Origin of the sequence: Rugosimonospora acidiphila, from assembly GCF_039543385.1 — a bacterium.
GTDB classification, from domain to species: Bacteria; Actinomycetota; Actinomycetes; order Mycobacteriales; family Micromonosporaceae; genus Rugosimonospora; species Rugosimonospora acidiphila.
This window is the reverse complement of sequence record NZ_BAABJQ010000004.1, coordinates 420,507-439,491: the sequence shown is the minus strand read 5'-3', so window position 1 is coordinate 439,491 and position 18,985 is coordinate 420,507. Positions and strand designations below refer to the sequence as shown.

The window sequence follows — 18,985 nt, the reverse complement described above, 5'->3', positions numbered from 1 at the left end:
TATCCGTGGCCGGCGCGGGCGCCGTGGGGCAACCCTCGACTCATCACCGGACCGCCCCTCCCGAGCGGTCTGGCGCGGCGCCTCTGGTGCCGCGCGGCGACCCCGACCAGTTCTCCGAGCCGTTGAGAAAGAGTCTCATCTATTGGAATCAACCGATTGACATGCTGAGCTCGGGCCGGCGCTCCAGCGCCGAAGTGATCGTCGAGTCGCCGCCCGGCCGGTACCCGAACTTCGGCACCATCAGCTTCACCGGCTCGACCGTCAACGGCAGCAGCCTGTCCGCCGTTCACCCGGTCGCTCTCGATCCGAGCAACGGCGTCTACGAGGCCCACACCGGCGCGCTGAGCGGCGGGAACTTCTCAATCGCCTACCAGCACGAGTGACTTAAATCTGTCGCGACGGGACGGGTTCCTACCCGTCCCGTTACGCCGTACTCTCGCTGAGTGACACAAAATCCCCCCGATCACGTCGTACCGGGCAGTGGCCGCGAGGCGGTGTCCGGGGCGGTTCGGGTCGGTGACGCAGACCCGAACGAGGCGGTCCGGGTGACCGTCATCCTGCGCCGGGCCGCGCCGCGTTCGGGCGCGCCGGCGGAATCGGCCGAGTTGGCCCTGGTGGAACGGTTCGCCGAGGATCACGGGCTGTCGGTCACCGCGGTGAACCCGACCGCGCGTTCGGTCGGACTGCTCGGCAGCGTCGCCCAGATGAACGCGGCGTTCGGGGTGAACCTCGGCAGGTACACCGGGGACGGGCAGACCTACCGGGGGCGCGAGGGCGACGTCCACGTGCCGGCCGAGCTGGCCGGGGTGGTGGTCGCCGTGCTCGGGCTGGACGACCGCCCGCAGGCTCGGGCGCACTTCCGGATCGCCCACGACCCGCGCGCGGCCAGCCGGGCCGAGGGGGTGGCGCCCCGGGCCGCGACCAGCGGGTATCCGCCGGGCGAGGTCGCCCGCCGGTACGGCTTCCCGTCCGGCGCGACCGGCGCCGGGCAGGCCGTAGCGGTGATCGAGCTGGGTGGCGGGTACCGCACCGCCGACCTCACCGAGTATTTCGCCAAGCAGGGCGTCAAGCGGCCCACGGTCAGTGCCGTGTCGGTGGACGGGGCGAAGAGTACGCCCGGCGACGACGCGGATGCCGAGGTCATGCTCGACATCGAGGTGATCGGCGCCGTCGCGCCCGGTGCGCACATCGTGGTCTACTTCGCACCCAACACCACCAGCGGCTTCTACGACGCGATCGCCGCCGCGGTGCACGACACCCGGCACAAGCCGTCGATCATCTCGATCAGCTGGGGTGAGGCCGAGGCCGACTGGACCACGCAGGCGATGGACGCCTACGACGAGCTGTTCGCCGACGCGGGCGCGCTCGGGATCACCGTGTACGCGGCGGCCGGCGACGACGGCTCCCGGGACAACGGCACCGGCGACAACGTTGACTTCCCGGCGTCCAGCCCGCACGTGGTCGGCTGCGGCGGCACCACCCTGTCCGAGTCAGGCGAGGTGGTCTGGAACGACAGCGCCACCGGCAACGGCGCCACCGGCGGCGGGGTCAGCACCCACTTCGGACTCCCCGACTACCAGGGCAACGCCAAGGTCCCGAGGAATCCGAAGGAGACGGTCGGGCGCGGGGTGCCGGACGTGGCCGGCGACGCCGACCCCCTGACCGGCTACCAGGTGCGGGTGAACGGGCGGGACGCGGTGATCGGCGGCACCAGCGCGGTGGCGCCGCTGTGGGCAGGGCTGACCGCGCTGGCCAACGAGCGCAACGGCACGAAGACCGGCGAGCCGCACGAGCGGCTGTACGCGCATCCGGCGGCGTTCGTGGACATCACGACCGGGGACAACGGCGGCTACCACGCCGGCCCCGGCTGGGACCCGTGCACCGGACTCGGCAGTCCGCGGGGTGAGCAGATCGTCCAGATACTAGGGGGGTAGCGCGGGTCATGGCGCGTCGATGGTGGGCTGCGGCCTGCGCGCTGCTGGCGATCGTGGCACTGGCGTGCAACGGGGAGGTGGGCGGCCAGTCGGGCGGCCTCGGTAACCCGCCTCCGACCTCGACGACCCGTACGCCGGGCACACCGAAACCGGTGGCCGGCATGCCGTCGTCCATGGCCGCGATCGGTGACTCGATCACGGCCGGGTACGCCACCTGCATCGCACCGTCCGACTGCCCGCGCAACTCCTGGTCCACCGGCACGGGCACGCTGGTCGACAGCCACTACAAGCGGATCCTCGCCGACAATCCGGCGATCAAGGGGCACCAGAGGAACTACGCCGTGTCCGGCGCGACCGCGGCGGGCCTGGCCAGCCAGGCCGAGCAGGCGGCGGCGAACCACCCGGCGTACCTGACCATCATGATCGGCGCGAACGACGCCTGCCGGTCCACCATGACCGCCACCTCGACGTTCGCCACGGCGCTCGGGGCCGCCCTGAACGCGGTCAAGTCGCGCAGCCCGCAGACCCGCATCCTGATGGTGAGCATTCCCGACGTGTACCGGGTCTGGGAGGTCGGGCACACCAGCCGGCTGGCCCGGGCGGTGTGGTCGGCGGCGGGGATCTGCCCGCAGTTGCTGGCCAACCCCACCTCGACGGCGGCCGCCGACGTCACCAGGCGGCAGGCGTTCCGCGACCAGGTCGACGCGTACGACGACCAGTTGGAGCGGGCCTGCGCCGGGTACGGGCACCTGTGCCGGTGGGACGGCGGCGCGGTGCACAGGACCAGCTTCGGCATGGGTGAGCTGTCCTCGCTGGACTTCTTCCACCCCAACGGGGCGGGCCAGGACGAGATCGCCCGGGTGACCTACCCGGGCAGCTTCACCTGGTAGCCGCCCGGCTCGACGGTCGCCCCGTCAGCGGGGACGGCCGTGCAGCAGCCGAACCGCCCGGGCGATCTGGGCCACCTGCTTGGGCGTGCGGTCGAACGACAGCGCCGGCAGCAGCGAGCGCATCCGGCGCTTCGTGATCGCCTTCGGCCGGGCGAACTCGCGCAGCCCGTCGGCGCCGTGGATGCGCCCGAAGCCGGAGTCGCCCACTCCACCGAAGGGCAGTCCGGGCATGCCCGCGAACGAGATCGCCGAGTTCACCGCCGTCATGCCCGAGCGCAGTTGCCGGGCCAGCGCGACACCCCGCGACCGGGAGAACACCGCGCCGCCGAGCCCGTACCGGCTGGCGTTGGCCAGCCGTACCCCCTCGTCGGCGTCGGCCACCCGGGTCACCGTCAGCGTCGGCCCGAAGGTCTCCTCCCGCACCGCCGCCGCGTCCTCCGGCACGTCCACCAGGATCGTCGGCCGCACGTACGGCGGCTGTACCGCGTCGGGCCCACCCAGCGCCGCCCTGCCCCCGCGCTCCAGCGCGTCGGCGATGTGCCGCCGGATCGTGTCGATCTGGCCGGGCATGGTGATCGGGCCGAAGTCCGCGCCGTCCTCGATGCCCACCGTCAGCCGGGCCGCCCGCTCCACCAGCCGCCCCAGGAACGCGTCGTACACCGCGTCCGCGACGTATACCCGCTCGATGCCCACGCAGGTCTGGCCGGCGTTGGTCATGCCGCCCCAGACGGCGGCGGCGACCGCGCCGTCCAGGTCCGCGTCCGCGTCGACGATCATCGCGTCCTTGCCGCCGCACTCGGCCAGGACCGGGGTCAGCGTCTCGGCGCAGGCCGCCATCACCTTCTTGCCGGTGGCCGTGGAGCCGGTGAACGCCAGCTTGTTCACGCCCGAGCGGCACAGCGCGGCACCCACGTCACCGGTGCCGAACACCGCCTGCAGTACCGGCTGCTCAGGCACCACCTCGACGAACCGGTCCACCAACCACGCACCGATCGCCGGGGTGTACTCGCTGGGCTTGAACACCACCGCGTTGCCGGCGGCCAGGGCGTACCCGATGGACCCGATCGGGGTCAGCACCGGGTAGTTCCACGGGCCGATGACGCCGACCACCCCGTAGGGCAGGTACTCCAGCCGGGACGCGTACTCGATCTGCATGAGGGAACTGCGTACCCGCCGGGGGCCCAGCACCGAGCGCGCGTGCTTGGCGGCCCACGCGATGTGGTCGATCGCGCCGGCCGCCTCCACGATCGCCTCGGCGACCGGCTTGCCGCCCTCCCGGTGCATCAGCTCGGCCAGTTCCTCCAGCCGGTTGGCCAGGGCCGCGCGCCAGCGCAGCAGCCGCTCCCGCCGGCCGGCGAAGCCGAGCGCCGCCCACCAGGCCGCGGCCTGCCGGGCCCGCCGCACCGCGTCGGCCACGTCGGACTCGCCGGACGCCGGGAAGCGACCGATCTGTTCGCCGGTGGCCGGATTCGAGGAGACGAGGTGACCGTCCTCGACGACGGGGACGCCAGGAGCGTGGGTGGCGGTCATCCGCACATGATAGGTCCGCTACCTACTCGCCGGTAGCCTGCGATCGTCGCGTTCGCCGCGGACGTGGCAGACTGCTGCCAAGTGACCGTTGGCGCAGGGGAGGCGGGTCGTGGCGAGGCAGTTCGACACCGTGGGCGTGGTGGGCCTGGGGACGATGGGCGCCGGCATCGTCGAGGTCTTCGCCCGCAACGGCATCGACGTGATCGCGAGCGAGGTCAACGAGGCCGCGCTGGACCGGGGGCGGGCCACGCTGACCGCCTCCGTGGACCGCGCCGTGGCCAGGGGCAAGCTGTCCGCGCCGGACCGGGACGCGCTGCTGGCCCACGTCCGGTTCGTCGTCGGGCTCGGCGGGCTGGCCGCCTGCGACCTGGTCGTCGAGGCGGTACCGGAGCATCTGGACCTCAAGCAGCGGATCTTCGCCGAGCTGGACCGGGTGTGCCATCCCGATGCGATCCTGGCCACCAACACCAGCTCGCTGAGCGTCACCGAGATCTCGGTCGCCACCCACCGGCCCAACCAGGTGGTGGGCATGCACTTCTTCAACCCGGCACCGGTGATGAAGCTGGTCGAGGTGGTCAAGACGGTGATCACCTCCGCCGACGTGGTGGCCGACATCGAGGCCCTGTGCACGCGCCTCGGCAAGGTCGACGTCACCATCAACGACCGGGCCGGCTTCATCGCCAACGGACTGCTCTTCGGGTACCTCAACCACGCCGCGTCCCGGTACGAGGCCGGCTACGTCAGCCGGGAGGACATGGACGCCGCCATGCGGCTGGGCTGCGGCCTGCCGATGGGCCCGCTCGCGCTGATGGATCTCATCGGGCTCGACACCACCTACGAGATCCTGGACACCATGTACCGGCGGGGCGGGCGGGACCGCCGGCACGCGCCGGTGGCGATGCTCAAGCAGATGGTCACCGCCGGGCTGCTGGGCCGCAAGACCGGGCGGGGCTTCTACACGTACGAGAAGCCGGGCTCGCCCGTCGTGGTCGACGACGAGCTGACCCCGGCACCGGCCGGCGCGACGGCCGAGGCGGCCCGGCCGGTCACCAAGGTCGGCGTGATCGGCTCCGGCATCATGGCCGCCGGCATCATCGAGATCTTCGTCCGGTCCGGGTACGAGGTGACCTCGGTCAGCCGGGGCGAGGAGCGTTCCTCGCGGCTGCGCGAGGCGGTGGCGGCCTCGCTGACCAAGGCGGTGGTGCGCGACAAGCTCACCGAGGCGGACCGGGACGCGGCCACCGACCGGATCACCTGGTCGACCCGGCTGGACCACCTGGCCGACGTCGACCTCGCGGTGGAGGCGGTGGTCGAGGAGCTGACCGTCAAGAAGGCGCTGTTCGCCAGCCTGGACGAGATCTGCAAGCCGGGCGTGCTGCTGGCCACCACGACGTCCAGCCTGCCGGTCATCGAGCTGGCGATGGCCACCGGCCGCCCCTCGGACGTGCTGGGCCTGCACTTCTTCAACCCGGCACCGGTGATGGCGCTGGTGGAGGTGGTGCGGACCATCCGTACCTCGCCGGAGGCGGTGGCCACGGCCAGATCGGTGCTGGCCGCGCTGGGCAAGACCGGCGTGGTCTGCTCCGACCGGGCCGGGTTCGTGGTGAACAATCTGCTCTTCCCGTACCTGAACGACGCGGTGCGCATGCTGGAGGCCAGCTACTCCACGGCCGACGACATCGACGCGGCCATGAAGCTCGGCTGCGGGTACCCGATGGGCCCCTTCGAACTGCTGGACGTGATCGGGCTGGACGTGTCGCTGGCCATCCAACGGGAGCTGTACCTGGAGTTGCGCGAGCCCGGTTTCGCCCCCGCGCCCCTGCTCGAGCACCTGGTCACCGCCGGGTACCTGGGTCGGAAGGTGGGCCGTGGCTTCCGCCGGTACGCCTGAGTCGGCCGTTCGAACAGGGCCTACGCTGGGAAGATGAGCCCCCGTCGCAATTCCCGCCGCCGGGACGAGGTGCCGATCGATTCCGAGCAGTTGCGTCGCGGGGCCGGGCGGACCCAGGTGGAGCACGACGGGGAATGGGCGATCCGGATGATTCCGGGCGGTACGAGCCTCAAGGCGTACCGTTGTCCCGGTTGCGACCAGGAGATCCGGCCGGGCGTGGCGCACCTGGTGGCCTGGCCGGCGGACGAGCGGGGCGACCTGAGTGACCGGCGCCACTGGCACACGTCCTGCTGGCGGGCCAGGGACCGGCGCTCCCCGATCATCCAGCGCTCCCGTAGCGCGCCCCGCTACGGCTGACCGTTACGGTTGATCCGTGACCACCCCGACGCCGCCCGCGAGCGACCCCACGAGCCAGCCGATCCGCGCCAACTCCATCCTTCCTGCCCGGCGGGAAGACATCGAGCTGCACACCGCGGACGGGCTCACCCTGGTCGGCGAGCTGGCCCGGCCGGCCGACCGGGATCCGGTCGCCACCCTGGTCTGCCTGCACCCGCTGCCCACGCACGGCGGGATGATGGACAGCCACGTGCTGCGCAAGGCCGCCTGGCGGCTGCCGGCGCTGGCCGGGGTGGCCGTGCTGCGCTTCAACACCAGGGGTACGTCGAGCGTGCGGGGCACCAGCGAGGGGCAGTTCGCCGGCGGCGCCGACGAGCGGTACGACGTGGCCGCCGCCATCGAGTACGCGGAGTTCGAGGAGCTGCCGTCGCTGTGGGTACTGGGCTGGTCCTTCGGCACCGACCTGGCGCTGCGGTACGGCAACGAGCCCTCGGTGGTGGGTGCGATCCTGCTCTCGCCGCCGCTGCGCTTCTCGACGCCCGAGGATCTGACCGGCTGGGCGGCGTCTGGTAAGCCGGTCGTCGCGCTGGTGCCCGAGTTCGACGACTACCTGCGCCCGGCCGAGGCGGCCGAACGGTTCGCGGCCATCCCGCAGGCCGACGTCGTCGGGGTACCGGGGGCGAAGCACCTGTGGGTGGGTGACGCGGAGACCGCGCTCAACGAGATCATCCGCCGGGTGGCTCCCTCGTCGTACCCGTTGCCGGAGACCTGGCACGGGCCGATGGAGTACGGCGACGCCAGCGCGTACGCCGACCGCACGGTGGCCGCCTTCGCGGACGTGCCGCGCCCCCAGTAACGGCCCCGGCCCTGCCATCGAGCCCGGGCCTGCCATCGAGCCCGGGCCTGCCATCGAGCCCGGGCCCGGTCGGGGCGGCTACTTCGCGTCGGCGCTGACCTTGCCGTTCTGCGCCTGCGACTCGGGCTTGCCCTTCGACTTGTCCTTGGTCTGGTTCGCCGACTTCTCGGCTTGTGCCGTCTCCGACCCGTCCGACCGGGCGGCCTCGGCGCCCTCGGGGCGCCCGCCGTCCGGATGGCCGCCGTCGGGATGGCCGTCCGGGTGCGGGCCCTCGGCGAGCACGCCGTCGGCCAGCACCATGTCGCCCTGGACCTTCTCCGACTCGGCGGCCTCGGCCCCATCGCCCTGGTGACCGCCGTCGGCCCGCTCGATGAGCGTCTCCAGCTGGCGCCGCTGTTCGGTCAGCCGCTCCTCGGTCGCCCGGCGCGCCTCATCCGCCCGCCGAACCTCTTCCATCTGCCGGGCCGCCTCGGTGCGGTACTCGCCGGCCTTGCGCCGGGCGTCCGCCTCCGCCATGCGCGCCGCCTCGGCCTGCTGGTGCGCGCTGGCCGCGTGCTGGTGCGCCGCCGCCGCCTGCTGCTGCGCCGACACCAGCGACTGCTGGGCCTGCTCGGTCTGCTGCTGGGCCTCGGTCAGCTGCTGCTGGGCCGTGGCGAGCTCCTCGCGGGCCCGGTTCGCCTCCCCGACGCGCGCCTCGGCCTCCTCGACCGCGTCCGCGCTGCGCTGCTGGGCGGCGGCCGATTCCCGCTGTGCCTCCACCACCAGGCGCTCGGCCTGAGTCTTCGCGGTGGTGAGCATCTGCTCGGCCTCGGTGCGGGCGCCCTCGACCACGCGCCGGGCGGCGTCGTCGGCCCGGGTGTGGGTCTGCGCCGCGTACTGCTCGGCCTGCGCCTGGGCGTGGGCGGCGTACTGCTCGGCCTGGGCCCGCAGCGCGGCCAGTTCGGCGTCGATGCCGGAGCGGCGCTGCTGCGCCTCCTGCTCGACCAGGGCGCGCTGGTGCTCCACGTAGGAGTCGGCGTCGGCCCGGATCTTGTGGGCCTGCGCGGCGCTCTCCTCGCCGACCCGCTTCGCCTCCTGCTTGATCTGGATGCCGCGCTGCTCCGCGTAGGCGTCGGCGTCGGCCCGGATCTGGCGGGCGTGCGCGGTGGCCTCCTCGCCGATCCGCTGCGTCTCCTGCTGAATCTTGGCATGCTGCTGCTCGATGTAGGCGTTGGTGTCCATCCGGAGCCGCTCGGCCCGGGCGGTGCTCTCCTCGCCGAGCCGCCGGGACTCCTCCTGCGCGCTCCGGTGCAGGTGCTCGGCCTCGGTGCGCAGCCGGGTGGCGTACTCCTGGCTCTTGGTCACTTCCGCCTGCAGCTCGGCCCGGCGCTGGGCGGCCGCGCGGTCCTCGTCGGCGCGGCGGGCGCCCAGGGCCGCCTCGAAGTCCCGCACCGCCTTGTTGTGCTGCTCGCGGGCGTCGAGCAGGATCCGCTCGGCCTCCTCCCGCTGCCGCTGGCAGGAGGCGAGCGTATCGGCCTTGATCGCTTCGGCCTGCTCCTCGGCCATGGCCAGCATCTGCTCGACCCGGGGACCCAGGTGGCGGAAGGAGATCTGGCCAACCGGGACGCTGTTGGCGCCGGCCCGGCGCTGCTCGGCGATTTCCAGCTGCTGCTGGTGGACCTGCGCCGCGAGGGCGTGCACCTGCCCGTAGGCCTCGTCGCGTTCGGCAGCGAGCGCCGCGTTCTCCGTCTCCAGGCTATGGATAAACGAGTCGACCTGATCCCGCTTATATCCGCGGACGGCTGTGTCGAAATTCGGCTCGGAGGCAAGGCCCCCGCTCACTGCATTCAGGTCTCCGCCTTGCGACATAGCTCCATCCTCACACGCAACATCCCGTCATGCAGGCGTTCAGACCGGCATGACGGGACGTGCGCGCTTTGCTGCGCTCAGCTTGCCGAGACCTTGTCGTCCTTGTCGGACGCCGTGTCACTCTTGTCCGCCGGTGCGATATTCGGCACAATACCAGCCAAACCAGAAAGCATCTGCCCCAACTGCGCGGTAACCGCGTCTTTCTGACGCGTCAGCTCCTCGACCTCGCGGCGGGCGGTGGTGGTGGTCTGCTCGGCCTCCTGGCGGGCCTCAGTGACCATCCGGTGCGCCTCGCTGCGGGCCTCGTTCACCGTCTTCTCGGACAGCGACTTGGCCTTCTCGACCGTCTCCTCGGCGTTGCGCTCGGACTCGACCCGGCGGGCCTCGGCCCGCTGCTCGATCTCCTTGGCCCGCTCCTCCGCGTTGCGCGCCCGCTGCTCGGCCTCGCTGACCAGCTTCTGGGTGTTGGTGACGGCCGCGGCGTGCCGCTGGCTCTCATCGCGCTCCGAGGCCTCCCGGCGCTCGGCCAGCTCCAGCTGGAGGGCCTGCAGGTCCTTGTCGCGCTTGTCCCGGGCGTCGGCCAGCAGCTTGGTCGCCTCCGCACGCTTCTCCTCGGCGTCCCGCGCCGCCTTCGCCCGCAGCTGGGTGATCTCCCGCTCGGCGGTGGCCCGCAGCGTCGACACCTCGCGCTCCACGGTCGCCTTCAGCTCGGCGACCTCGTGAGCGGTGGCCGCGCGCAGCTGCTTGGTCTCCCGCTCGGCGTCGCCCCGCAGCGTGTCCGCCTCCCGGCGAGCCTGAACGCGGACCTCGGCGGCCTCCCGCTCGGCCGCGGTGCGCAGGTTGCTGGCCTCGCGCTCGGCGCTCGCCTTCATGGCGGCGGCCTCGGCGCGGGCCTTGTCGGTGATCTCCCGAGCCTCGAGCCGAGCGGCGGAGACGATGCCCTCGGCCTCGCGCTTGGATTCGCCCCGGTGATCGTTGGCCTGCTCCTCGGCGAGCCGGAGGATCTGCTCGACCCGGGTGCCCAGCCCTGACAGCGTCGGCCGGCTGTTCTCCTCGAGCTGCTTGTTGGTGTCGGTGAGCTTCTGCTCCACGGAGTTGATCCGCTGCTCGGCCTGACGCAGACGACGCTGCGCGTCGTTCATCCGCTGCTCGGCCTCACCGCGGGCCTGCTCTGACTGCGCGATGGCCGCATTCAAGCGCTGAATGTAGCCGTCCACCTGCGCACGGTCGTAACCACGGAGCACGACGCTGAACTCGGTGCTCGCGTTCGCATCGTCGAAAAACGCAAGGGAAGAGGGCTGCTGCTGCTGGGGCATTGGCACATAGTGGCAGATCCCCACCCCCCTTCCGCAAGACCGCCGGTGCTATGTCATGGAGAAGGCACATGGTCAACTCGACAAGCCCCGTGCGATAACGGATCGCTCGCACCGATATCCGCCAACGGCGTGCGTCTCGCCGGCCCGGCGTCGACGGTCCGTCAGCGATTGGCTACCGTGCGAACGCCGCGTGCATTCAATCACTCACCGCGGAAACGGTTTATCTGATTCACGTGCCGCTCACGCAGCTCGGTGTCCCGAATGCCGAATCCCTCTCCAGGTGCGAGGCAGAGCACACCCACCTTTCCCTGATGGGCATTGCGGTGCACCTCCCACGCCGCCACGCCGGTCTGCTCCAGCGGGTAGGTCTTCGACAGGGTCGGGTGGATCCGCCCGCCCGCGATGAGCCGGTTGGCCTCCCACGCCTCGCGGTAGTTGGCGAAATGGCTGCCGATGATGCGCTTGAGGTTCATCCACAGGTACCGGTTGTCGTACTGGTGCAGGTACCCGGTCGTGGACGCGCAGGTGACCACGGTGCCGCCGCGCCGGGTCACGTACACGCTCACGCCGAAGGTGTCCCGGCCGGGATGCTCGAACACGATGTCGGGATCGTCGCCACCGGTGAGCTCGCGCACCCGTGCCCCGAACCGGCGCCACTCCGTCTCGTCCTGGGTGCGCTCGTCCTTCCAGAAGGTGAAGCCCTCGGCGGCCCGGTCGATCACGAGTTCGGCGCCCAGCTGCCGGCACAGCCGCGCCTTGCGCGCGCTGGACACCACGCACACCGGTGTCGCGCCGCCGTTGAGCGCGAGCTGGGTGGCGTAGGAGCCCAGGCCGCCCGAGGCGCCCCAGATGAGCACCACGTCGCCCTGCTTGAGCTGCGCGCCGTGGCGGGACACCAGCTGCCGGTACGCGGTGGAGTTGACCAGCCCGGGGCTGGCGGACTCCTCCCAGCTCAGGTGCGCCGGCTTGGGCATGAGCTGGTTCGTCTTGACGATCGCCAGCTCGGCGAGGCCGCCGAAGTTGGTCTCGAAGCCCCAGATCCGTTGCTGCGGATCGAGCATCGTGTCGTCGTGGCCGGCCGCGTCCTCCAGTTCGACGCAGAGGCAGTGCGCGACCACCTCGTCGCCGGGCCGCCACCGGCTGACCCCGCCGCCGACCCGCAGCACGACCCCCGCCGCGTCCGAGCCGACCACGTGGTAGGGCAGGTCGTGCCGGCGGGTCAGCGGGGAGAGCCGGCCGTAGCGCTCCAGAAACCTGAACGCGGGTACCGGCTCGAAGATGCTGGTCCACACCGTGTTGTAGTTGATGGCGCTGGCCATCACGGCGATCAGCGCCTCGCCGGGGCCGAGCGCCGGGGTCGGCACCTCTTGCACGTGCAGGGTCTTGCGCGGATCGCGCTCGCGGGTGGTCAGGCCGTCGAAGATGTGCGCCTCGTCGGCGCGTACCACCACGCCGCGGTAGCTGTCCGGCACCGGGACTTCACCGACCTTCGCGAGGTCGCCGCCCATGATCGCATCGAGAATGGCTTGCACAGCGCGCCTCCTCATGGAGCCGAGACGCGAGATGTTACTGCTCGGTAGTCAAGGTCGGAACAGCTCTGTGAACATCGACACCCGCCACTGCGCGAAGCTGCTCGGGGAAGCGCTTGCCGCCACTGTAAAGGGCACCGGGCCAGGAATTTCCCTCCCCGGTGCCGCACTCACTCGGTCGGCGGTTCGACCAGCTCCACGAGTACCCCGCCGGCGCTCTTGGGGTGGATGAAGTTGATGCGGGAGCCCCCGGTACCGGGGCGGGGCTCGTCGTACAGGAGCTGCATGCCGCGCTCGCGCAGGGCGGCACAGGCGGCGTCGACGTCGGCGACCGTGTACGCCAGCTGCTGGATGCCCGGCCCCCTGCGGTCGAGGAACTTGGCGATGGACGAGGTTGGCGACTGCGGGGCGAGCAGCTGCAGCTGGCTGGCGCCGGGGTCGGGCCCGACTACCAGCATCGCCTCGCGCACCTCCTGCAGCTCGTTGACTTCCTGATGCACGCAGCGCATGCCGAACGTCTGCTCATAGAACTCGATGGCGGAGTCCAGGTCCGACACCGCTATCCCGACGTGATCGATTCGCAGCAGCCCGATCCCTGTGACCGATGCCGCACTGTGCTCCGGCTGGGTAGTCGCATCCATGGGAGCTAGTCTGACGTACCTAACTATCGTTCAGCACACCCGTGCCGGGGAGACGAATATGGCGTCGGTGATCGTAGGCGGTGCTCGCACCCCGATGGGGCGGCTGCTGGGCAACCTCAAGGACTTTTCCGCGACCGAGCTGGGCTCGATCGCGATCCGGGCCGCGCTGGAGCGCGCCGGAGTGGCACCCGACCAGGTGCAGTACGTCATCATGGGCCAGGTGCTGCAGGCCGGGGCCGGGCAGATCCCGGCGCGGCAGGCGGCGGTGGACGCCGGCATCCCGATGAGCGTGCCGGCGCTGACCATCAACAAGGTCTGCCTGTCCGGGCTGGACGCGATAGCGCTCGCCGACCAGCTGATCCGGGCCGGCGAGTTCGACATCGTGGTGGCCGGCGGCATGGAATCGATGACCAACGCGCCGCACCTGCTGATCGGGCAGCGGCAGGGCTACAAGTACGGCGACGTGACGCTGCGGGACCACATGGCGCTCGACGGGCTGACCGACGCGTACGACGGCGTGTCCATGGGCGAGTCCACCGACCGGCACAACCGGCGCTACGGGATCACCCGCGAGGACCAGGACGCCTTCGGCGCGGCCAGTCACCAGAAGGCCGCCGCGGCGCAGAAGAACGGCGCGTTCGTGGAGGAGATCGTCCCGGTCGAGGTGCCGCAGCGGCGCGGCGAGCCGATCGTGATCGCCGAGGACGAGGGCATCCGCCCGGACACCACGCCGGAGGTGCTGGCCAAGCTGCGGCCGGCGTTCGGCGCGGACGGCACGATCACCGCCGGTACCTCGTCGCCGATCTCGGACGGTGCGGCCGCGGTGGTGGTGATGAGCCGGGCGAAGGCCGAGGAACTGGGCCTGACCTGGCTGGCCGAGATCGGCGCCCACGGCAACGTGGCCGGTCCGGACAATTCGCTGCACTCCCAGCCGGCCAACGCCATCGCGCAGGCGCTGCGCAAGGCCGAGCTGACCACCGGCGACCTCGACCTGATCGAGATCAACGAGGCGTTCGCGGCGGTCGGCATCCAGTCGACCAGGGAGCTTGGCGTCAATCCGGACATCGTCAACGTCAACGGTGGCGCGATCGCGCTGGGGCATCCGATCGGAATGTCCGGAGCGCGGCTGGTGCTCGCCCTCGCCATGGAGCTGCGCCGCCGGGGCGGCGGGCTCGGCGCCGCGGCGCTGTGTGGCGGCGGCGGCCAGGGCGACGCCCTGCTGCTGCGGGTGCCAGCGGTGCCGGGGGGCGGACCCCGTTAAGGTGTGCCGGTGAGTGCTCCGCTTGAGTTCGCCGCCACCGTCGTGGGCGGCTCACCGACGACCGAGCAGGACGACGGTTTCGTCGGCTACGTGTTCGGCCTCGCGGCAAGGGAAGACGGCTCCGAGGGCTGCCTGCTTGTCCAGCGAGCGGATAATCCGCGCCCCGAGGAGGAGCCGTACTGCCTGGTCTGGGGTGAGCAGGAAGGCACCACGTACGGCGGGGTCGAGCGGGTCGTGGTCGATCCGGGCGGGGTCACCTTTGAGCTGACGACACTCAACGCGGCCGAACTCGGCACCCCGCGCCAGTTCCGGATCACCTTCCCCGCCCAGCACACCGACGAGGTGCGCTGGGGGCTCACCCGCACCCTCGGGGAGGGGGTAGTCACGTGAGACGGGGCCGGGACGTTCCGGCGCTGGTCGACGCCGCGCGCGGCGGTGACCCGCGGGCCGTCGCCCGGCTGATCTCGCTGGTCGAGGACGGCGACCCGGCGCTGCCCGAGGTGGCCGCCGCCATGGCCGCGCGGGCCGGCACCGCACAGGTGATCGGCCTGACCGGGTCTCCCGGCGTGGGCAAGTCGACCACCACCAACGAGCTGGTCCGCGCGCTGCGCGCGCGGGGCGGGCGGGTCGGGGTGCTGGCGGTGGACCCGTCGAGCCCGTTCACCGGCGGCGCGATCCTCGGCGACCGGGTACGCATGCAGGACCACGCCACCGACTCCGGCGTCTACATCCGTTCGATGTCCAGCCGAGGGCACCTCGGTGGGCTGGCCGCGGCGACCCCGCAGGCGGTACGGGTGCTGGAGGGTGCCGGCTGCGACGTGGTGCTGGTGGAGACCGTAGGAGTCGGCCAGGCCGAGGTCGAGGTGGCCTCTCTGGCGGACACCACCCTGGTCCTGCTCGCACCCGGGATGGGCGACGCGATCCAGGCGGTCAAGGCCGGCATCCTGGAGATCGCGGACGTCTTCGTGGTGAACAAGGCCGACCGGGACGGAGCGGACGCCACGTACCGCGACATCCAGGGCATGATCGCGCTGGGCGAGCGGGCGCCGGGCGACTGGCGGCCGGCCGTGCTGCGGTCGGTGGCCTCCCGTGGCGAGGGTGTCGAGGAGATACTGGCCGCGATCGATAAGCACCGGGCCTGGCTGGTGGAGCACGGCGAGCTGGTCCGGCGGCGGGAGGCGCGCGCCGCGGCCGAGATCGAGGCTATCGCGCTGGCCACCCTGCGCAGTCGGATCAGTTCACTGCGCGAGGGGACCGCGCTGTCGAAGCTGGCCGCCGCCGTCGCGAGCGGCGAACTGGATCCGCACACGGCCGCCCGCAACCTGTTGGACGGGCTGGAGGTCCAAGGATCGTGACGACTCTCGTGGTGGACGCGGTCAGCGTCGCCTATGGCAAGGACGAGCCCGTCCTGCGGGACGTGTCGATTCAGGTCGAGCCGGGCCGCATCCTGGCCGTTACCGGCCCGTCCGGTGCCGGCAAGACGACCCTGCTGTCGGCGATGGCCGGCCTGCTGCGCCCGCGCGCCGGCAGCGTGACGGTCGACGGCGTGGCGCTGCGCGACCGGGACCACGCGGTGGCCCAGCGGGTGGTGCTGGTGCCGCAGGACAACGGGCTGGCCGCGATCCTCACGGCCGCCGAGAACGTGCAGGTGGCCCTCATCGCGCAGGGCGCGGGGCCGGCCGAGGCACGCCGCCGGATGGTCGAGGCGATGGACCGGCTCGGCCTGGCGGCCCAGTCCGATCAGCTGGTGGAGGAGCTGTCCGGTGGGCAGCAGCAGCGCACCGCCATCGCCCGGGGCCTCGCGCTGGCCGGTGCCGTGCTGCTCGCCGACGAGGTGACCAGCGAGCTGGACGCGACCAACCGGCAGAAGGTGCTGGACGTGCTGCGCGACGAGGCGGCCCGGGGCGCGGCGGTCGTGTTCGCGACGCACGACCCCGAGGCGGCCGCCGCCTGCGATGCCGAACTGCACCTCGTGGACGGGCGCGCCGAGCTGATCCGCGGCTACTCCGACCTGCCCGTACCGGCCTGAACACGCCGCGACGCCCAGCATCCGGGCGCTCGGCCGCGCACCGCTGGTGACGCGTTTCGGGCATCCGCCGCGGCCTGTCACGACTGGACCGTCCCGGGTATTCTGCGCACGACCGTGACGATCAAGTAGTGGCAGGACCAGGGGAGACGAACCATGACTGATGTCGCTGCCGAGGCACCCGCGCAGACCGACGAGGCCGCCGCCCAGGACGCGAAGCCGGCGGCGGAGTCGGGCACGCCGGCGGCCGAGGCCAAGCCGAGCGCCGACCAGCCCGCCGCCGAGACGGGCGACTCGGATGGCGTCCGGGCACGGGCCGCCGGGTTCGCGAACGACCTCGCGGACAAGGCGAGCGACGCCATGGACAAGGCCGGCGAGGCGGTGGAGGCGACCAAGGACGCCGCCTCGCGGGCGGTGACCCGGATGCGCAACAGCGCGACGCTGTCGGCCAGCCGGGGGCATACGACCATCGCCAACGAGGTGGTCGAGAAGATCGCCGGTATCGCGGCGCGCGAGGTGCCCGGCGTCTACGACCTGGGTGGCGACGTGGCGCGCATCTTCTCCGCCGTCAAGGACCGCCTGCACCTGGGCGAGGAGAACGCGGCGCAGGGCATCTCGGTGCGGCTCGAGGGCAAGCAGGCCGAGATCGAGGTCGTCATCGTCATCGAGTTCGGCTTCCAGGTCTACTCGGTCACCGAGAAGGTCCGCGAGAAGGTCGTCAGCTCGGTGGAGAGCATGCTCGGCCTGGAGGTCACGGCGGTCAACGTGAACGTCGACGACGTGCACATCGACAACGACTCGGCGCCCGGCAACGACGCGGAGCGGGCCGTCGGTTACAGCGCGGAGACCACGGCGATCGTGGTCGGGGCGCCGGCCGAGGGCTGATCTCCGCACCACCAGTCCGGGCGACTGGTCTGGGTCGCGGCGCGGCGCCAGACGCGCCGAGCCGGGCCGGTCGGAAGCCTCGCCGGCCGTGGCAGGTGCCCAACTCGGCACCTGCCACGGCCGGCGCTGCCGTTGGTGGGCCGCTGCCGTTGGTGGGCCGCTGCCGTTCATGGGCTCCGGTAGCGGGCCGCCGCCGGGGTTCGTCCCCAGTGTCCGAGTACACACCCGCTGTCCTTAGGGATCGTTCAGGTATGGCTCTACACTGCGAGGATGGAGGCACGGGACATCGCCGAGGGCCGGGCGCGCTGGCAGGCCCGGTACGACGCGGCGACCAAGCGGGACGCGGACTTCAGCACGCTGTCCGGGGCGCCGGTGGAGCCGGTGTACGGGCCCCCGTCAGGGGTGGACTATCCGGGATTCGAGCGCATCGGCTGGCCGGGCGAGTACCCGTTCACCCGTGGCCTGTACCCGACCGGGTACCGCGGCCGGAGGTGGACGATCCGCCAGTTCGCCGGCTTCGGCAACGCGCGGCAGACCAACGAGCGGTACAAGCTGATCCTCGGCGCCGGCGGGGGCGGGCTGTCCGTGGCCTTCGACATGCCCACGCTGATGGGTCGCGACTCCGACGACCCGCAGGCGCTGGGCGAGGTCGGGCACTGCGGGGTGGCCATCGACTCGGCCGCCGACATGCAGGTGCTCTTCGACGGTATCGATCTTGCCGGGGTCACCACCTCGATGACGATCAGCGGCCCGGCGGTGCCGGTGTTCTGCATGTACCTGGTGGCCGCCGAGCGCCAGGGTGCCGATCTGTCCACATTGGACGGCACGCTGCAGACCGACATCTTCAAGGAGTACATCGCCCAGAAGGAGTGGCTGTTCGAGCCCGAGCCGCACCTGCGGCTGATCGGCGACCTGATGGAATACTGTGCCGCCAACATTCCCAGGTACAAGCCGCTGTCGGTGTCCGGGTACCACATCAGGGAGGCCGGCGCGACCGCGGCGCAGGAGCTGGCGTACACGCTCGCCGACGGGTTCGGGTACGTGGAGCTCGGGCGCTCCCGCGGGCTGGACGTCAACACGTTCGCACCCGGCCTGTCGTTCTTCTTCGACGCGCACGTCGACTTCTTCGAGGAGATCGCCAAGTTCCGGGCGGCCCGGCGGATCTGGGCCCGCTGGCTGCGCGACGAGTACGGCGCCACCGAGGATCGGGCGATGTGGCTGCGGTTCCACACCCAGACCGCCGGGGTGTCGCTGACCGCTCAGCAGCCGGTGAACAACGTGGTCCGCACCGCCGTCGAGGCGCTGGCCGCCGTGCTGGGCGGCACCAACTCCCTGCACACCAACGCGCTGGACGAGACGCTGGCGCTGCCCACCGACGAGTCGGCGGAGATCGCGCTGCGCACGCAGCAGGTGCTGATGGAGGAGACCGGGGTGGCCAACGTGGCCGACCCGCTCGGCGGATCGTGGTACGTGGAGGAGTTGACCAACCGGATCGAGGCGGAGGCCGAGGCGACCTTCGCCAAGATCCGCGAGATGGGCTCGGACGGCACCATCACCTCCGGCATCCTGCGTGGCATCGAGGACGGCTGGTTCACCTCGCAGATCGCCGAGTCGGCGTTCGTCTACCAGCAGGCCGTGGAGAAGGGCGACAAGCGCGTGGTCGGTGTCAACGTGCACACCGGGACGGTCGCCAGGGAACTGGAGATCCTGCGCATCCCGCACGAGGTGGAGCTGGTGCAGCGCGAGGCGCTGGCGGGCCGGAGGGCGGCCCGGGACTCCGTCGCCGTGAAGGCGGCGCTGGACCGGATGGTTGAGGCGGCCCGCGGCGAGGAGAACCTGATCCCGAGCATGCTGGACGCGGCCCGGGCGGAGGCGAGCCTCGGCGAGATCTGCGACGCGCTGCGGGCCGAGTGGGGCACCTATCGGGAACCCGCTCGATTCTGAATGCAACCTGAGCGGCGGCTGACGAGTCCCCCATAGGTCACGATCCATCGGTCGTGGCCCGGGCCGTCGCGCCCGGCGGGACGGCCGTGGGGGAGGGC

General features: G+C 71.7%; 17 protein-coding genes. 12 read left to right on the top strand and 5 right to left on the bottom strand.

Annotated features, from left to right (window positions below; all coding sequences use genetic code 11):
- Positions 1-161: 161 nt before the first annotated feature.
- Genes ABEA87_RS09670 through ABEA87_RS09660 form a run of 3 tightly spaced genes read left to right on the top strand, consistent with a single transcriptional unit; the run spans position 162 to position 2,824 of the window.
- On the top strand, positions 162-383 hold the full coding sequence (locus ABEA87_RS09670) for a hypothetical protein (protein WP_345628041.1): 222 nt from the start codon (positions 162-164) through the stop codon (positions 381-383).
- A 60-nt stretch (positions 384-443) separates the two neighbouring features.
- Positions 444-1,934 (top strand): S53 family peptidase, encoded by a 1,491-nt coding sequence (locus ABEA87_RS09665; RefSeq protein ID WP_345628039.1) that lies wholly within the window; start codon positions 444-446, stop codon positions 1,932-1,934.
- A gap of 8 nt (positions 1,935-1,942) precedes the next feature.
- Positions 1,943-2,824 (top strand): SGNH/GDSL hydrolase family protein, encoded by an 882-nt coding sequence (locus ABEA87_RS09660; protein ID WP_345628037.1) that lies wholly within the window; start codon positions 1,943-1,945, stop codon positions 2,822-2,824.
- A 24-nt stretch (positions 2,825-2,848) separates the two neighbouring features.
- Here ABEA87_RS09660 and ABEA87_RS09655 read toward each other — a convergent pair whose 3' ends face one another.
- On the bottom strand, positions 2,849-4,354 hold the full coding sequence (locus ABEA87_RS09655; RefSeq protein WP_345628035.1) for an aldehyde dehydrogenase family protein: 1,506 nt from the start codon (positions 4,352-4,354) through the stop codon (positions 2,849-2,851).
- Positions 4,355-4,463: 109 nt separating this feature from the next.
- On the opposite strand from ABEA87_RS09655, the gene ABEA87_RS09650 reads away from it, so the two are divergent.
- From ABEA87_RS09650 to ABEA87_RS09640, 3 genes are all read left to right on the top strand, one after another.
- Entirely contained in the window at positions 4,464-6,245 is a 1,782-nt protein-coding gene (locus tag ABEA87_RS09650) for a 3-hydroxyacyl-CoA dehydrogenase family protein (RefSeq protein WP_345628033.1), read from the top strand.
- Between the two features lie 69 nt (positions 6,246-6,314).
- The gene (locus ABEA87_RS09645) at positions 6,315-6,602 is read left to right on the top strand and encodes a hypothetical protein (RefSeq protein ID WP_345628223.1); all 288 of its coding nucleotides are present in this window, start codon (positions 6,315-6,317) and stop codon (positions 6,600-6,602) included.
- Positions 6,603-6,618: 16 nt separating this feature from the next.
- Entirely contained in the window at positions 6,619-7,437 is an 819-nt protein-coding gene (locus tag ABEA87_RS09640) for an alpha/beta hydrolase (RefSeq protein WP_345628031.1), read from the top strand.
- A gap of 78 nt (positions 7,438-7,515) precedes the next feature.
- Here ABEA87_RS09640 and ABEA87_RS09635 read toward each other — a convergent pair whose 3' ends face one another.
- The 4 genes from ABEA87_RS09635 to mce all read right to left on the bottom strand — a co-directional run bounded on the left by ABEA87_RS09635 (position 7,516) and on the right by mce (position 12,771).
- A complete protein-coding gene (locus tag ABEA87_RS09635) occupies positions 7,516-9,258 on the bottom strand; it encodes a coiled-coil domain-containing protein (protein ID WP_345628029.1) in 1,743 nt (580 codons plus the stop codon).
- A gap of 104 nt (positions 9,259-9,362) precedes the next feature.
- Positions 9,363-10,601: a DivIVA domain-containing protein gene (locus ABEA87_RS09630; protein ID WP_345628027.1), complete on the bottom strand. Its 1,239-nt coding sequence runs from the start codon at positions 10,599-10,601 to the stop codon at positions 9,363-9,365.
- 200 nt (positions 10,602-10,801) lie between these two features.
- Entirely contained in the window at positions 10,802-12,133 is a 1,332-nt protein-coding gene (ccrA, locus tag ABEA87_RS09625) for a crotonyl-CoA carboxylase/reductase (RefSeq protein ID WP_425570808.1), read from the bottom strand.
- Positions 12,134-12,300: 167 nt separating this feature from the next.
- Complete coding sequence (gene mce, locus ABEA87_RS09620) at positions 12,301-12,771, bottom strand: methylmalonyl-CoA epimerase (RefSeq protein ID WP_345628025.1); 471 nt, start codon at positions 12,769-12,771, stop codon at positions 12,301-12,303.
- Between the two features lie 58 nt (positions 12,772-12,829).
- Here mce and ABEA87_RS09615 point away from each other — a divergent pair, with 58 nt between their 5' ends.
- The 6 genes from ABEA87_RS09615 to ABEA87_RS09590 all read left to right on the top strand — a co-directional run bounded on the left by ABEA87_RS09615 (position 12,830) and on the right by ABEA87_RS09590 (position 18,887).
- Positions 12,830-14,032 carry an acetyl-CoA C-acetyltransferase gene (locus ABEA87_RS09615; RefSeq protein ID WP_345628023.1) on the top strand — a complete coding sequence of 401 codons (1,203 nt, stop codon included), beginning with the start codon at positions 12,830-12,832 and terminating at the stop codon, positions 14,030-14,032.
- Between the two features lie 9 nt (positions 14,033-14,041).
- The gene (locus tag ABEA87_RS09610; protein ID WP_345628021.1) at positions 14,042-14,422 is read left to right on the top strand and encodes an Imm10 family immunity protein; all 381 of its coding nucleotides are present in this window, start codon (positions 14,042-14,044) and stop codon (positions 14,420-14,422) included.
- On the top strand, positions 14,380-15,387 hold the full coding sequence (gene meaB / locus ABEA87_RS09605) for a methylmalonyl Co-A mutase-associated GTPase MeaB (RefSeq protein WP_425570822.1): 1,008 nt from the start codon (positions 14,380-14,382) through the stop codon (positions 15,385-15,387). Before ABEA87_RS09610 ends, meaB begins: the two co-directional genes overlap by 43 nt.
- Positions 15,384-16,061, top strand: coding sequence for an ATP-binding cassette domain-containing protein (locus ABEA87_RS09600; RefSeq protein WP_345628017.1), 678 nt, complete (start codon positions 15,384-15,386; stop codon positions 16,059-16,061). The genes meaB and ABEA87_RS09600 overlap by 4 nt, the downstream gene beginning before the upstream one ends.
- A gap of 153 nt (positions 16,062-16,214) precedes the next feature.
- Positions 16,215-16,943 carry an Asp23/Gls24 family envelope stress response protein gene (locus ABEA87_RS09595; RefSeq protein ID WP_345628015.1) on the top strand — a complete coding sequence of 243 codons (729 nt, stop codon included), beginning with the start codon at positions 16,215-16,217 and terminating at the stop codon, positions 16,941-16,943.
- 270 nt (positions 16,944-17,213) lie between these two features.
- Positions 17,214-18,887: an acyl-CoA mutase large subunit family protein gene (locus tag ABEA87_RS09590; RefSeq protein ID WP_345628013.1), complete on the top strand. Its 1,674-nt coding sequence runs from the start codon at positions 17,214-17,216 to the stop codon at positions 18,885-18,887.
- Positions 18,888-18,985: the final 98 nt, after the last annotated feature.

Coding starts and splice junctions, on each gene's coding strand:
- ABEA87_RS09670 (WP_345628041.1), top strand. CDS start 162: ATGCTGAGCTCGGGCCGGCGCTCCAGCGCCGAAGTGATCGTCGAGTCG.
- ABEA87_RS09660 (WP_345628037.1), top strand. CDS start 1,943: ATGGCGCGTCGATGGTGGGCTGCGGCCTGCGCGCTGCTGGCGATCGTG.
- ABEA87_RS09655 (WP_345628035.1), bottom strand. CDS start 4,354: ATGACCGCCACCCACGCTCCTGGCGTCCCCGTCGTCGAGGACGGTCAC.
- ABEA87_RS09630 (WP_345628027.1), bottom strand. CDS start 10,601: ATGCCCCAGCAGCAGCAGCCCTCTTCCCTTGCGTTTTTCGACGATGCG.
- mce (WP_345628025.1), bottom strand. CDS start 12,771: ATGGATGCGACTACCCAGCCGGAGCACAGTGCGGCATCGGTCACAGGG.
- ABEA87_RS09615 (WP_345628023.1), top strand. CDS start 12,830: ATGGCGTCGGTGATCGTAGGCGGTGCTCGCACCCCGATGGGGCGGCTG.
- ABEA87_RS09595 (WP_345628015.1), top strand. CDS start 16,215: ATGACTGATGTCGCTGCCGAGGCACCCGCGCAGACCGACGAGGCCGCC.
- ABEA87_RS09590 (WP_345628013.1), top strand. CDS start 17,214: ATGGAGGCACGGGACATCGCCGAGGGCCGGGCGCGCTGGCAGGCCCGG.